11 protein-coding genes are annotated in these 14,563 nt (G+C 48.5%); 5 read left to right on the forward strand and 6 right to left on the reverse strand.

Annotated features, from left to right (window positions below):
- Window positions 1-226 precede the first annotated feature (226 nt).
- The gene (locus AB6805_RS15210) at window positions 227-2,170 is read left to right on the forward strand and encodes an alpha-L-arabinofuranosidase C-terminal domain-containing protein (RefSeq protein WP_370910280.1); all 1,944 of its coding nucleotides are present in this window, start codon (window positions 227-229) and stop codon (window positions 2,168-2,170) included.
- A 221-nt stretch (window positions 2,171-2,391) separates the two neighbouring features.
- Here AB6805_RS15210 and AB6805_RS15215 read toward each other — a convergent pair whose 3' ends face one another.
- Complete coding sequence (locus tag AB6805_RS15215; protein WP_370910281.1) at window positions 2,392-2,817, reverse strand: SH3 domain-containing protein; 426 nt, start codon at window positions 2,815-2,817, stop codon at window positions 2,392-2,394.
- A 24-nt stretch (window positions 2,818-2,841) separates the two neighbouring features.
- A complete protein-coding gene (locus AB6805_RS15220) occupies window positions 2,842-3,333 on the reverse strand; it encodes a BON domain-containing protein (RefSeq protein WP_370910282.1) in 492 nt (163 codons plus the stop codon).
- 197 nt (window positions 3,334-3,530) lie between these two features.
- On the opposite strand from AB6805_RS15220, the gene AB6805_RS15225 reads away from it, so the two are divergent.
- A complete protein-coding gene (locus tag AB6805_RS15225; protein ID WP_370910283.1) occupies window positions 3,531-4,793 on the forward strand; it encodes an alpha/beta fold hydrolase in 1,263 nt (420 codons plus the stop codon).
- On the opposite strand, the gene AB6805_RS15230 is transcribed toward AB6805_RS15225, so the two are convergent.
- A complete protein-coding gene (locus AB6805_RS15230; RefSeq protein ID WP_370910284.1) occupies window positions 4,790-5,482 on the reverse strand; it encodes a sulfite oxidase-like oxidoreductase in 693 nt (230 codons plus the stop codon). The two genes, AB6805_RS15225 and AB6805_RS15230, sit on opposite strands and share 4 nt — an antisense overlap.
- 172 nt (window positions 5,483-5,654) lie before the next feature.
- On the opposite strand from AB6805_RS15230, the gene AB6805_RS15235 reads away from it, so the two are divergent.
- The gene (locus tag AB6805_RS15235; protein ID WP_370910285.1) at window positions 5,655-6,683 is read left to right on the forward strand and encodes a sterol desaturase family protein; all 1,029 of its coding nucleotides are present in this window, start codon (window positions 5,655-5,657) and stop codon (window positions 6,681-6,683) included.
- Here AB6805_RS15235 and AB6805_RS15240 read toward each other — a convergent pair.
- Both AB6805_RS15240 and AB6805_RS15245 read right to left on the reverse strand, forming a co-directional pair.
- Window positions 6,671-7,771 carry a metallophosphoesterase gene (locus AB6805_RS15240; protein WP_370910286.1) on the reverse strand — a complete coding sequence of 367 codons (1,101 nt, stop codon included), beginning with the start codon at window positions 7,769-7,771 and terminating at the stop codon, window positions 6,671-6,673. The genes AB6805_RS15235 and AB6805_RS15240 overlap by 13 nt on opposite strands.
- 109 nt (window positions 7,772-7,880) lie before the next feature.
- The gene (locus AB6805_RS15245; protein WP_079469927.1) at window positions 7,881-8,342 is read right to left on the reverse strand and encodes a cold-shock protein; all 462 of its coding nucleotides are present in this window, start codon (window positions 8,340-8,342) and stop codon (window positions 7,881-7,883) included.
- A 301-nt stretch (window positions 8,343-8,643) separates the two neighbouring features.
- Here AB6805_RS15245 and AB6805_RS15250 point away from each other — a divergent pair, with 301 nt between their 5' ends.
- Window positions 8,644-11,910 (forward strand): PDZ domain-containing protein, encoded by a 3,267-nt coding sequence (locus tag AB6805_RS15250; RefSeq protein ID WP_370910287.1) that lies wholly within the window; start codon window positions 8,644-8,646, stop codon window positions 11,908-11,910.
- A gap of 57 nt (window positions 11,911-11,967) precedes the next feature.
- Here AB6805_RS15250 and AB6805_RS15255 read toward each other — a convergent pair whose 3' ends face one another.
- Entirely contained in the window at window positions 11,968-12,948 is a 981-nt protein-coding gene (locus AB6805_RS15255; protein WP_370910288.1) for a DUF6268 family outer membrane beta-barrel protein, read from the reverse strand.
- 253 nt (window positions 12,949-13,201) lie between these two features.
- Between AB6805_RS15255 and AB6805_RS15260 the strand changes: the two genes are divergently transcribed.
- Window positions 13,202-14,542, forward strand: coding sequence for a DUF3472 domain-containing protein (locus tag AB6805_RS15260; RefSeq protein ID WP_370910289.1), 1,341 nt, complete (start codon window positions 13,202-13,204; stop codon window positions 14,540-14,542).
- The last annotated feature ends 21 nt before the right edge of the window (window positions 14,543-14,563 follow it).

Consider the following 14,563-nt stretch of genomic DNA (forward strand, 5'->3'; position numbering starts at 1 on the left):
GAATAACGGGAAGTTAAGTTTTATATACCAGCCGGAGAAAAAAGAACCGGGAGTGGAGCGTGGCTTTTATTTCTGTCAACAAAAATATAACAACAAAACACAGGCATCTTCCGGTATTATAAAAATTAATTGTCAAATTGACGATTAATAAAATAGTTTTATTATTTTTCCTGTCAGAAGTAAGCCGGCGCACCTGCCAGGCAGCTACAAAAAACTAGTACGCGTTATGAAAAAGCATGTAAGAAAAGAGATCCTCTTTATGTTCTTTATTGGCTTGTTGGGTACACACCTGGCGGGTGCACAAACGAAGCACAAAGCGGGCAAAGCTATTTCCCCCGATCTGTTCGGAGTTTTTTTTGAAGACATCAGCTATGCGGCAGATGGCGGCCTGTATGCAGAATTAATCCAGAACCGTTCGTTTGAGTATACGCCGGCCGACAGGCGGGAGTGGCATGCTTTCACGGCCTGGGAATACGTAACAAAAGGCTTCGGCTACGGAGCGGTGAACGTGGAAAGCAAATCGCCGGTTCATCCCAATAACCCGCATTATGTAGTACTCACCATTGAGGAACCCGGCCAGGAAGGCATCGGGCTGCAAAACAACGGGTTTGATGGCATCGCCATCAAAAAGGGAGAACAGTATAACTTTTCCGTATTTACCCGGCTGCTGTCGGCAGCACCCATTCCCGTATCTGTACAGCTGCAGAGCCGGAAAGGGGAGGTGTTTGGAGAAGTAAGCATCACTGCAGATGCAAAGGAATGGAAGAAAAGCAGTGGCGTTCTTACAGCACAACAAACAGACGATAGCGCCGTGCTGGTGATGGTCGCTAAAGGGCGCGGCAGCCTGGCAATAGATATGGTTTCCCTGTTCCCGGTAAATACTTTTCATGGCAGAACAAACGGGCTAAGAGCCGATCTCGGGCAGGCCATCGCGGATCTGAAACCGAAGTTCATGCGCTTCCCGGGAGGTTGCCTCGTGCATGGCGACGGCCTCGAAAACATGTACCGCTGGAAAAATACCATCGGTCCTGTTGAAGAAAGAAAAGCACAGCGGAATATATGGAACTATCATCAGTCGCTCGGACTCGGCTACTTCGAGTACTTCCAGTTTTGTGAAGATATTGGCGCCAAACCTTTACCGGTAGTGCCTGCGGCGGTGAGCTGCCAGAACTCCGGCGGCACCTGGCGCATTGGCGGTACCGGGCAAAAAGGATTGCCCCTGGAAGAAATGCCCGCTTATATCAATGAAATACTGGACCTGGTTGAATATGCCAACGGACCAGCCACCTCCACCTGGGGCGCCAAAAGGGCTGCTGCAGGTCATCCTGCGCCGTTCCACCTGGAATACCTGGCCATTGGCAACGAGGATAAACAAACGCCCGAATTCAGGGAGCGCTTTAAATTAATTGAAGCGGCTGTAAAAGAAAAGCACCCGGAAATCACCCTGATCGGAACCGTAGGCCCGGCTCCGGCAGGAGAAGACTTTGAGGCAGGATGGGCATTTGCCGACAAAAATGCTTTGCAGATCGTAGATGAACATTACTACGAAAAACCGGAGTGGTTCCTGCAAAATAAAAACCGCTACGATTCCTACAACCGCAAGAAATCCAAAGTATACCTCGGTGAATATGCTTCAAGAGGAAACACCTGGTTCAACGCATTGGCGGAAGGCGTATACATGACCGCGCTGGAACGCAACGGCGACATAGTACAGTTATCTTCCTACGCTCCGCTGCTGGCCCGTACCGGTCATACTTCGTGGAACCCGAACCTCATTTATTTCACGGGCACTACAATCACCCGTACCCCTAATTATTACGTACAGCACCTGTTTTCAAATAATGCCGGCGATATCTGCTACCCGGATATCGTCACACTGAATAATAATACCAATACGGGCGTGTCTTGCGTGAAAGACAGTAAAACCGGTGATCTCATTATTAAACTGGTGAACGCCGGTGAAACCGGTGTAGCCGCCAAAGCCAATGTGGCCGGCCTCGTAGGGCGGCATACAAATGCAGCAGTAACGGTACTTACAGAAAATGCCACGGATAAAAATGCGCCCGCAGTTCAATCTGCTACCAGTAATCTCGAAATTGACAAAGTGATTAGTTATGAAGTGGCGCCCCGCTCGGTGGCGCTTATCCGGATTCCGGCGTCGCGTAGATAAGAGCGGGTTTTGTCTTACTCAGGATTACGCTGATTATACTGATTAGCTGGATTTTTACTTTTGGATTTTTTTGGATTTTAAGATTTAATAATATCTAATAATAATTAAGGGAGATAAGAGCGAATATCCGCTTCTATCTCCCTTAATCCTTTATAAAATCCAAAAAGTAAAAATCCAGCTAATCAGTATAATCAGCGTAATCCTGAGTAAGACAACATCCGCTATTCCACTGGTTGCAGATACTGCGCATAGGCATAGCCTTCTTCGCCTGCATCCGTGCGGATCAGCCACCACTGATCGCTTTGTTTACTGATCAGCGAAACAATTTCATTGTGTGCTGCCTTTCCTACAACAGGCTGGTCGGTGCCGGGCCCCTTGCGGATGTTCAGGTTAGATGATTCTGTGATCACTTTCAGTTTAGCGCCTGCTACGGCAGTAGCTACGTTGATATTCATTACTACGTCGCCGGTGAGGAAGTTGGGATCAATCTTTCCGTAGATGTTCCACAGCTGGTCCTTTACGGCGCCGGTAGGTGCTTCTCCTTCGATATGCAATACGCCATCCAGTTCGTTTACTTTCAGGTTGCTGGTGCCTGCAGCTTGTGCTGCATCAATCAGCTCTTTATATTTATCCTGTAATGCTGCCATGATTATTGTATTTAAAGAGAAAGATTATTTTACTTTTAAACCGGAAGCATCTACCTTTTTAGGCTTCAGGGCATCTAGCGCCATTTTCAGTTTTTTCCAACGGTCTGCTTTCTGTTCGCCGGTAATAGTAATTACTCCGTCTTTAACATCTGCCTGGATACCAGGAAAATCTTTCACAATACTTGCTACCGCTGTTTTCAGTGAGTCGTCAGCAGTAACTTCTACCGGTGCGGCTGGCGGTGGCGGAGGAGGGGCTACGGTAACATTGTTAACAACACTCTTAACACCCTGGTTCAGCTTAACAGCAGCTTCTGCGGCATCTTTGTCAGCCTGGGTGGCAACAGATCCGGAAAGGGTTACTACGCCATCCTTCACATCTGCACTAACGCCGGGCGATGATTGTAATGCAGTGGTTACTGCAGCCTGTATGTCTGCATCCTTGGGTTTCGATTTGCAGGAAATCATGAACAATAGTCCCACGGAGAGGATCACTGTGGTCAGGTGTTTCAGTTTCATAATCATACTGAGGTTTTAATGATGAAAAAATACTTTCTTAAGTTAAGTATCTTTTTTCATCCGGCAATAAGACGGTAAGAGTTGTTTATTTTTTAATACAGACGGCCCATCTCTATTAATGTGATTTTAATTTTGACTGTCGGCCGTATTCAATAAATTTAGGCCAGGCAAAAAATAATGCAGTAAACTCCGGACCTATGAAGAAATGGTACCTGTTGTCATTCCTGTGCATCCTGTTTTGCACGGCATCTGCGCAACAAAACGATCAGATAGCGACTCATTTTTTTGAGCAGCTCGGTAAAGGAAACTGGGACGGCGCAAAAGAAAATATGGATGCCACCATGACGGCAAAGGTAACGCCGGACATGCTGAAAGGGATCTGGCAACAGATGGAACAATCCCATGGGAGGTGGGAAACTGTTATCTCCCTGAAAACAGCAAAGGAAGGCGCATATGATATGATACTGGCGGATAACAGGTTTGGCAAAGCCATTATCACCTTTCGTGTGGTGTTTGACAACAATCACCGGATTGCCGGCTTTTTTATTGCCGGCACCAAACTCCTGACTACCGCATTGTTGCCTTATGAAGAAACAGATACGGTGATTACTCCGGACGGTGGTATCCTGTATGGCGTTCTTACAAAGCCCGTGGAAAAACAACCCTGGCCGGTGGCATTGATCATCGCAGGTTCCGGGCCAACTGATCATAATGGTAATAATCCATTATCAGCGGCTACCAACGGTAACTCTTATCAGCAGCTGGCAGCAGCTTTAGCGGCCAATGGCATTGCCTCTTTGCGTTACGATAAACGCGGCATCGGGCAAAGCACCGGTTTCAAAAAAAGCAGCAGCGCCACCTCACTCGACGATTTTACGGATGATGCCATCGCCTGGATAGATCATCTGCAGAAAAATACGCAGCAGTTTAAAAGCGTGGCGGTTATTGGTCATAGTGAAGGGGCTTTAATAGGCCTGATGTGTGCCGGCCGCAGGAGTTTCAACAGCCTGGTATCATTATCCGGGCCGGGGGAATGTATGGATAAAGTATTGCTGACACAGTTAAGGCCGATGCTGGCTGATTCGTTATATGATAAGGCGACCGTGATTTTAAATGAACTCCGGCAGGGCAATAATCCGCAGCAGGTACCGGCGGTATTAAGCACGCTTTTCAATCCTTCCCTGTATACTTTCTGGAAAAGTACTTTTCATTATGATCCCTGTACCTTGCTGCCCGCCGTAAAAATGCCGTTCCTGATTATTGGTGGCACCAACGATGTACAGGTGCCGCCCGTACAAGCCGATATTCTTCATCACTGTAAGCCGGGTTCGCAGCTGTTGATGATCAAAGGGATGACGCACGCGCTGAAAGACACCGCTCCGGTTCCGGCAGGGAACAAGACGCCGTTACCACTGTCGTCGCAGCTGGTACCGTCGTTGGCGGCGTTTATAAAGCATTAGCTATACCGGTCATTTCTCCAGGGGTAAGCGGTATTGGAGTAACCTCTTTCTTCCCAGAAGCCCAGCCTGTTGGCAGTGAGGAATTCAATGCGCCGTATCCACTTCGCGCCTTTCCAGGCATATAGTTCAGGGGTGATCATTCTTACCGGTCCGCCATGTTCTTTTGGTAATGGCGCGCCTTCAAATGTATGTACCAGCAGCACATCCGGTTTCAATGCTTCTTCCAGTGATACGTTGGTAGTGTAATCATCGTATCCGTAACAGAGTATATGCGTGGCCGTGTCTTTTGGTTGTACCAGCGCGGCCAGGTCCAGCAGGCGAACGCCTACCCAGTTCATATTCAGCTTCGACCAGGTGGTAACGCAATGGAAGTCCGAGGTATCGGATGTTTGCGGCAACGCGAGGAAATCGTCCCAGCTCAAAGTTACCGGGTGTTCCACAGCGCCATCGAGGACAAGTTGCCATTCTGTTTTTTCAATTTCCGGCTGTATGCCCAGGTCCAGTACCGGCCATTTATGCGTGATAGTTTGCCCCACCGGTAACACCGGCATGCCATGCCGGTTGGGATTGCCACTGCCTTTGGGTTTATTGTCGGCTACAGATGGGGTGAGCCGCATCTTCTCCTCAAAACGGGATTTGAGCTTCATTCTCGCCTCTACGATTCGCTTTAGTTTATCCGCCTCTTCCATAAAGTAATTTTTGGGTCTCAGGGCATAAATATACGGATTTGCGCCTATCCGGGCGGTAGGGCCTGGTGTATCGGGCGCGGCGTTATCTGAAAAAAAGTAGCTGTTTGGCTATACTTTGTTCATACAAAGTTGTATATTGTACGAACAAAGTAAACTTAAATAAAGGCGCGTTATGGAGGTCATTCAAACGATATTCAAGGAGATCATCGGGTTCCTGGGTATCTCGCAACTAATAGAAGTATGTAAAACGGGGAATTATAAGGTGCTGCTTACGTTAAACGGGATCTTCTCGGTTATCTCACCGCTGGTACCTTTTCTGCTGTTGCTGGAAATAGGCAGGGCTGTTTTTTATAAGAAATTCAAGATCGAAGACTATAAAATGCCTTTCCTGATCTTTGTAGCCAACCGGTTCATTTCCCGGTTCATCTCTATTGCGGCAGTCGCTTTTTGTATCGGCTTGCTGGAGAAATATGCGTTGATCAATACTTCTCTTAAATGGTACTGGTTTATTTACGGATATGTGATCTGGGAATTCTCACACTTTATTTACCATTATTATGGGCATAAGGTGCGTTTATTCTGGTGTCTGCACTCTACCCATCATGCGCCGCAAACCATGAACCTATCAGTTACTTATGCGCACTTCTTCCTGGAAGCGCCCTATGCAGACGTAATCCGCACCAGTATCTGTATCCTTATGGGCGTTAATCCGCCATTGCTTTTTATCATTATGTTCATCGACGGCACCTGGGGATCTTTCATTCATGTGGGTGAAAACCTGATTAAAGACGGGCGTCTCGGCTTTCTCAATAAAATCATTCTCACGCCATCGCATCACCGGGTGCATCACGCAAAGAATCCTTTGTACATGGATACCAATTTCTGTAACCTGCTGAACATCTGGGACAAGGTATTTGGCACTTTCCAGCATGAAAAGAGGGATATGCAGATCGAATATGGTATTTCCAGGGAAATGAATCCCAATAATTTCCTGGATGTTTATTTTGGTGAATTGTACGGGTTGTGGAAAGATATACGGAAAGCGCCTGGCATAAAAAACAAGCTGCTGTACATTGTAATGCCGCCGGGATGGAGCCATACAGGGGATCATAAAACCGCGAAAGTGGTGAAACAGGCTTTCCTGGAAGAGGTGCAGCATCAGCAACCATTGCGGCAGCCCACAGCAGATCAGGTCATCTGATCAAACAGGTAATACAGCGGCGATTCTTCGAGCACCACCCGGGAATTCCCCTGTGGTGCATCGTTTTTCCATTTGATCAGCCGGATCGCGCCATCTGCTATTTCAATCCCCGTAATATCGCCATCATTAAAACAGCAACAGCCCGTATTGAAATAGGAGGGATGTGCCATTGTTTTTACCACCTGTTTACCGGCATATTCTGCCTGTCTGGCTGCTAATGCCTTTTGTAAGATGGCTATCTCGCCGGTGTCTCCCTGGGCGCGGGCTTTATCCAGTTGTTTCGTGAGCTTGTCGATATGATCCAGTGATGCAAACACCGGTTTGTGGGTGTGCCCGGAAATGAGGAAGGTTTTCTCGTACCGGATACTCCATTCGTACATCATGATATTGTGGCGGTCGGCCAGGTCAAAGGAATCGGAGAGAGTATCCATCCGGATATCAAAAAAGCGCTGTACGGGTGTCCATATAGCGGCTACAAACCATTTGCTGAAAGCATTGCCGTCGCTGCGCAGGTCGCCCTGGTGGCCATGTGTGAGATAAATTTTGTAGTCGTGGTCCTGGTAGCGGGTTTGCAGGATAAGTCCTTCATAAACTCTCAGTTTCTTCCCGAAGATTCCTTTCAGAAATTGCTGCCGGGGTATGGCATAATGCCATTCCAGGTCATGATTCCCGAATATCCGGAAATAACGTTGCTGCTGCAGGAACCGGGCTTCTTCCAGCAATGTGTCGCGGTTTTCCCGGATCACGGTGGCCGGCGTGCATTCCCACAATTCCTCGCAATCGCCCAGGTTAATAAACGTGTAACCTTTGTCGTAGTAATAACGGAGCGCAGCCACATAATTGGCCTCTGCGGCCATAAAGTCGTCCGCACCATCTTTACCTCCTTTATGCTGATCGGAGAAAATAATAAAGCGGCTATGCTCGTAGTCAAAAGGAACGACCAGTCCTTTTTGACGGTTGCCTTTGAGGATTTCCTCATGAAGCTGGGATAGGGAGGTAAATACCTGGGATTTGTCCGGCTGGGAAGAAAATCTGTTTGAAAGCCAGATAATAGGACGCTGGAAGAATTTTTTCACTGGATGCGGCACGCTGTATTTTTTTAGAAAGGTGGCTGAGTACCTTACCACGCACAAAAATGAGCGATTATCAATAACCGCTCAGATTTTTTTATTTCAATAAAGCCAGACCTGTTACAGTTTAGCTTTTTACTTCTTTCTTTACGTTAACCGCACTTGGACCTTTCTGTCCTCTTTCCACTTCAAAAGTTACCTTGTCTTTTTCTTTAATAAGTTCAGTCAGCTGGTTAATGTGAACGAACACACTATCCTGTGTCTGCTGATCGATAATAAACCCGTAACCTTTGGACTCATTGAAAAATTTCACCACACCTCTGCGGATCAGTTCTGCTGGTTCTTCCGGCAATTGTCTGCCTGGTCCGAGCTGAATGTCTTCCACATTGATTTCCCTTTTCCTGCTTGGATCGGGCGGAGTAGAAGAGATATTACCATTCTCATCTATGTAAGCCATCATGTCTTCCAGACTCTTTCCTTTTCCGCTTTCTCTCTTTCGTTCTTCCTTTCTTTCCTGTTTATCCAGTCTTTGTTTCGCTTTTTTCTTTTCTTTTTCTTTTTTACCAACTGTTTCCTGGGATCTAGCCATATTTATGTATATATTTTGATACCTTACAAAGATCGGCTTTTTTTGCGTAAAAGGCCCGGAATATAAAGCAGCACAGCCTTTATGCACACACATTTTGCCCCAGGACTCCCCATAGCGGCTATTCTATATTTTTTGCACATTGAAAATAATTCGCATCACGTTGCAGATTATCATGATATTTTATTTGTGACCAGGGGTAATTATGGTGTCATGGGATTTCCATAGATTAGCAAACTGGTTTTAGTGCGCAACAAAATTAACCACCTGGAAGTGGACCCGTCTAAAAAAATTTAAAACGCTTATGATGAAGAAAACGGCCCTGGTTTTCCTTGCTGCTATGGCAGGAAAACAGGCAATGGCACAGGTAGACGCCGGCCTGTTCCGCTATCCTGATGTATCCCGGTCGCAGATCGCATTTTCCTATGCCAATGATATCTGGATTGTCCCGAAAACGGGTGGCACCGCCATCAAATTGATTTCTCCGCCCGGAGTGGAGGCCTTCCCGAAATTTTCCCCGGATGGCAGTAAACTCGCTTTCAGTGCCAACTACGATGGCAACGCCGACGTATACGTATTACCGGTAGCTGGCGGCGTACCGCTGCGCCTCACGGAGTACGGCGGCAGCGACCGCGTAGTGGACTGGACACCCGACGGCAAGCAGGTGCTTTTTGCCTCCGGCCGGGAAAGCACAAAAGAACGCTTCAACCAGTTCTACACCATCCCGGAAAGTGGTGGCGCCGCCACCAAACTGCCACTGGCCTACGCAGAGTTTGGATCATGGTCGCCCGATGGCGCCAAAATGGCCCTGGTTACCCGCTCCCAGAGCTTCCGCAACTGGAAAAGATACCGCGGAGGCATGAAAGCAGATATCCATGTGTTTGATTTTGCCAAACAGCAATCGGAAAACATCTCCGCCAAAAGTGAAGCGGGCGACGAATTTCCCATGTGGCACAACAACTTCATCTACTTCCTGTCCGACCGCGGCGCAGAAAAAAGGATGAACCTCTGGCGTTTTGATGTCAATACCAAAGCCTATGAGCAAATTACCAGCTACAAAGATTATGACGTTCACTTTCCCTCCCTGGGACCGGATGATATCGTATATGAAGCCAATGGCAAATTGTTTCTCCTGTCGCTGAACACGCAACAATCTACCGAAGTGAAAATCAATATCACTACCGATCTCGCGGCACTGAAACCACGCACACAACGCACCGCTAAATATATCCAGTCCACCGCCATCAGCCCTGATGGCCAGCGCGCGCTGATAAGCGCACGCGGCGATGTTTTCTCCGTACCCGCTGTAAACGGCTATGTGAAAGATCTTACCCGCACCAGCGGCGTGGCCGAACGCTTCCCTGTATGGGCGCCGGATGGCAAAACCATCGCCTGGTGGAGCGATAAATCAGGTGAATATGAACTGTGGCTGGCTACCGCCGGTAAGGAAAATGAAGCTAAACAGATCACCCATTACGGCCCTGGTTTTCGCTACCGCCCGCACTGGTCGCCCAACAGCAAACAACTTGCGTTTATAGACCACGACCTGAAAATATGGGTACTGGATGTGACCACCGGTAAAACCACGGCGGTCGACAAAGCCCTTCACTACTCACCCGATGTGCTGGATGGCTTCCGCTTCAGCTGGACTCCCGACAGCAGGTGGCTTACCTATAGCCGCGACATGGACAACGGCCATGAAGCCGTTTTTCTCTTCGATACAAAAAATAACCAGCGCCACCAGGTCACCAGCGGCTTCTACGACGCTGCCCGGCCGGTGTTTGACGAAGAAGGCAAGTACCTTTATGTGCTTACTAACCAGTCGTTCAAACCTACTTACAGCAGTATCGACAATACCTTTATTTACGCCAATAGCACCGTGATCGGGGTTATTGGCCTGCAAAAGGAAACGCCTTCCCTGCTGGCTACCCGCAATGATGCGGTGAATGTAAAGGAAGATAAAAAGGAAGCGGAAAAGCCGGCCGCAAAAAAAGGAAAAGAGAAGAAGGAGAAACCTGCGGACGATAAGAAAGAGACGGCCACCAACATCGACCTGGACAACATGGAAGCCAGGATGGTACTGCTGCCGGTACCAGGCGGCAACTACTCCCGCCTCGGCGCCGTAAAAGGCAAAATCCTGTTTGTGAGCAGCACACCACCCAGCGACGAGGAAAGCGGCGGTGAAGCCACTTTACAATACTATGATATCGCTACCAAACAGGTAAAAACCATCATCAAAGATCCGGGCCAGTACGAACTTTCCGCCGATGGCAGTAAAATACTGGTCAATAACGGTCCCTATGGCGTGATCGACGTAGCCGAAAATCAGAAGATCGACACCGCTATGCAGGTGGACGACATGGAAATGACCGTGAACCCGGTAGAAGAATGGAAACAGCTGTTTATGGACACCTGGCGCCTGGAACGCGATTTCTTCTATGATCCCCATATGCACGGTGTAAACTGGAACGATGTAAAAGATAAATACCTGCACCTCCTGGAAGGCGCCCGCACCCGCGAAGAAGTAAGCTTTGTGATTAATGAAATGCTCGGCGAAATGAATGCGTCGCATACCTATAATTTCGGCGGCGATATTGAAGATGGCAAACATGAAAATGTAGGCTACTTGGGCGTGGACTGGCAGGCAGATGGTAAATACTACAAAGTTAAACGCATCATCCGCGGCGCCGCATGGAACGCAGAAGCCCGCAACCCGCTGGACGAACCCGGTGTAAACATCCGTGAAGGAGATTATATCCTGGCAGTAAACGGAGAGCCGCTCACCACGGCGCAGGAACCATACAGCGCATTTCAGTCGCTCGCAGGAAAAGTTGTAGAACTCACCTGGAATAGCCGTCCTTCCCTGGAAGGCGCTAAAACTACAATCGTAAAAACCATCGGCAGCGAATACCGCCTGCGCCACCTGGCCTGGATAGAAAGTAACCGCAAACGTATTGCGGATGCCACCAACAACCAGGTTGGATACATCTTTGTGCCAAGTACCGGCATCGACGGCCAGGATGAACTGATCCGCCAGTTTAATGGTCAATGGGATAAGGCGGCCCTTATCATTGATGAACGCTTCAATAACGGCGGGCAGATCCCCGACCGTTTTATTGAAATGCTGAACCGCAAACCGCTGGCTTACTGGGCTACCCGTAACGGTACGCCCATGCAATGGCCTTCTTATGCGCATTTCGGTCCGAAGGTAATGCTGATCAACGGCTGGAGCGGTTCCGGCGGGGATGCCTTCCCGGATTACTTCCGCAAGGCAGGACTGGGCCCCATCATCGGTACGCGTACCTGGGGCGGCTTGATCGGTATCAGCAACACCCCCGGCTTAATCGACGGCGGCATCATCACCGTACCATCGTTCCGCATGTTTAATAACGACGGTACCTGGTTCCGCGAAGGACACGGCGTAGATCCTGATATTGCGGTAGATGAAAATCTCGGCGATATGGCCAAAGGCATTGATCCGCAGCTGGAACGGGCCATCACCGAAATAAAGAACCTGTTGCAAACAAAGCCTTACAAGGCGCCTGCACAGCCTCCTTATGAAGTGAGATAGCGGCTTTATATAACTGACCGGTGGCTGTTTACTTAAAGCAAACAGCCACCGGTTTTTTTATTTACGCGGCTGGAAGTTCCATCGCAGTCCGCCACTGAAAAAGTAATTGGTCGCAAAACGATGCATCGGTTTATCTGCAAACATCTCAGATAAATTTTTCTCCTTAAAAGTAGCGCCGCTGTAAAGGATACTGCCCCCCGATGCCACAAAATCGATATGCCGGTTCAGGTGCCAGGTATTCTCCAGTCCTACACTTATTTCAGCATAACCCATCAGCCGTTTTTTATCCCGCGCATTCTCCACATCATACGAAGAACCGCGCATACGGAATGCCAGCGCCAGGTCCGTTTGTTTATTCAGACTGCTGGATACACTGATCTTCTCCGGGAAATTAACATCTATCCTGTACCTGCCGGCTGTTTGGTACTTAATGAGTAATGCAGGCAATATCATAGGCGTGCCAAAACTATTGGTGAGCATAGCGCCTATACCATAGGAGAACCGCTTGTTATGTTGTTTTATAAATATTACGCCTCCGTTAATAAAAATATCTTCCCCGTTGATCTTTTTCATATCAGTGAAAACCCCGGCAGATAACATACTCAGCATACCCCAACGGTTACCGATACTCCGGAAATGCAGGAGTGCCAGCTGTGTTTCCAATAGTTCTTCCGGAAAGATCCGGTGATCATAATCTTCGCTGACCAGTTTGGTATAACTGCCGGAGGCCGCGAGGTTCCAGGTACGCACCTTTCCCGTAGCGGTATCCACCTGGTTGCTCAGCATAAATACAGCGCCAAAATTATAGCGTTGCTGCGAGGTAGTGGACCTTGTTTTCACACTGTCTTCCGGCCTGATATAACGGGAGGGAGGTAAGTAATCCACGCTGATCCCAATGCCGGGACCATTGAGGGAAGTGGCGCCCAGCTGGGCCCAGAGGCGTTGCAGAGGCGCAAAGGCGAATAAGGCGAGTAACAAACAGGTATATATTTTCTTTTGTTGCGCTGGCTGTTTATGTATGCGTTGTTGATTCGTCATGAGTGATATTTATTGCTTTAGAGGAAGACACCATACACCCCATATACCCCTATGCCTTTACCGGTATTTTTTCGGGAGATAAAAAACACAATTGCCCCATCCCGTAAAATACAGGCGTCATTACAATGTCATAATTGGGCGGCAGTATTTCCGTATAACCATCACAGTAACTAAATTCAAGGTATACCACGTAGAAGAGCGTACGAAAAAATCTGTGAGCCCATTTGTCTTTTTTAACCAAACATACAGTGCAATGAAACCAAAATTATCGCTTGCGTTCGCATTCGGATGCCTCACCCTCGCGTCTTGTTCAAAGAACTATTTTGCCTCCGGCGAATCTCCGAAAGACAGCCTGTCGCCCGCCACCGTTAAAGCTTCCGGCATTACGGATGTTGCCGTGGCATTGGGCAGCAACGCCTGGTTAACACAAAGCAGCGCTGGTGCTGCAGAAGTAGTGGTGGACTATGGCCTGGCCAACTGGACCAGCAGCAGTTCTGTATTCAGCGCTTACTTTCGCACCAGCGCCACGGGCAACCTGCACCTTGCATTGCGTGGTAAAGTACCGGGTGGCAGCAGCCAGCTGAAAATAACAGCCGCGGGCCAGTCGAAAACCATTACCGCCTCCGGCGGCAACTACCACACCATTGATGTGGGCGATTTTAACCTAACGGATACCGGCTATGTGAAAGTTGATTTCCAGGGTGTATCCAAAACGGGCAGCTACTTCGCCGACCTGTCCGACCTGTACATCAGCGGCGCCGCCACCAGTGGCCGGCTCAACTACATTCAAAACGATGTATACTGGGGCAGGAGAGGTCCCTCTGTACACCTCGGCTATACGCCGCCGGCAGGTAAAAACGTTGAATGGTTTTATAATGAAGTAACCGTACCCACCGGCCAGGATCCGGTTGGATCTTACTTTATGTCCAACGGCTTTAGCCAGGGATATTTTGGCATACAGGTAAACAGTACTACGGAAAGAAGGGTGTTGTTTTCAGTTTGGAGTCCTGCCGATACAGATGATCCCAATAGCATCCCGGATTCACTGAAGATTGAATTATTGCGCAAAGGCCCTAATGTACAAACGGGTTCTTTTGGCAACGAAGGTGCAGGCGGACAAAGCTACCTGGTATACAACTGGCAGGCAGGAACTACTTATCGCTTTTTAACGCATGCCGTGCCGGTGGCCAATAACAAAACGGAATTCACTTCCTGGTTTTACGCCCCTGAAACCGGCGCCTGGCAGCTGATTGCCAGTTTCAGACGTCCGCAAACCAATACATATCTGACCGGGCTGTATTCTTTCCTGGAAAATTTCTCCACCGAAACCGGTTACATCGGCAGGAAAGCACAGTACGGCAATCAATGGGCAAGAGATACCAATGGCACCTGGTATGAGTTAACAAAGGCACAGTTTACAGGCGATGCTACTGCTGCATCCCAGTCGCGTATGGACTTTGCCGGTGGCGTGGAATCCACAAAGTTCTACCTGCGCAACTGTGGCTTCTTCTCTAACTTTGTAAAAATCAATACGCCGCTTACCCGTACCCCATCGGGTACTGCGCCGGTAATTAATTTCAATACCTTACCATAACAAATAAAAAGGGGCTGTGAC

The organism is Chitinophaga sp. RCC_12, from assembly GCF_041360695.1.
GTDB lineage: Bacteria > Bacteroidota > Bacteroidia > Chitinophagales > Chitinophagaceae > Chitinophaga.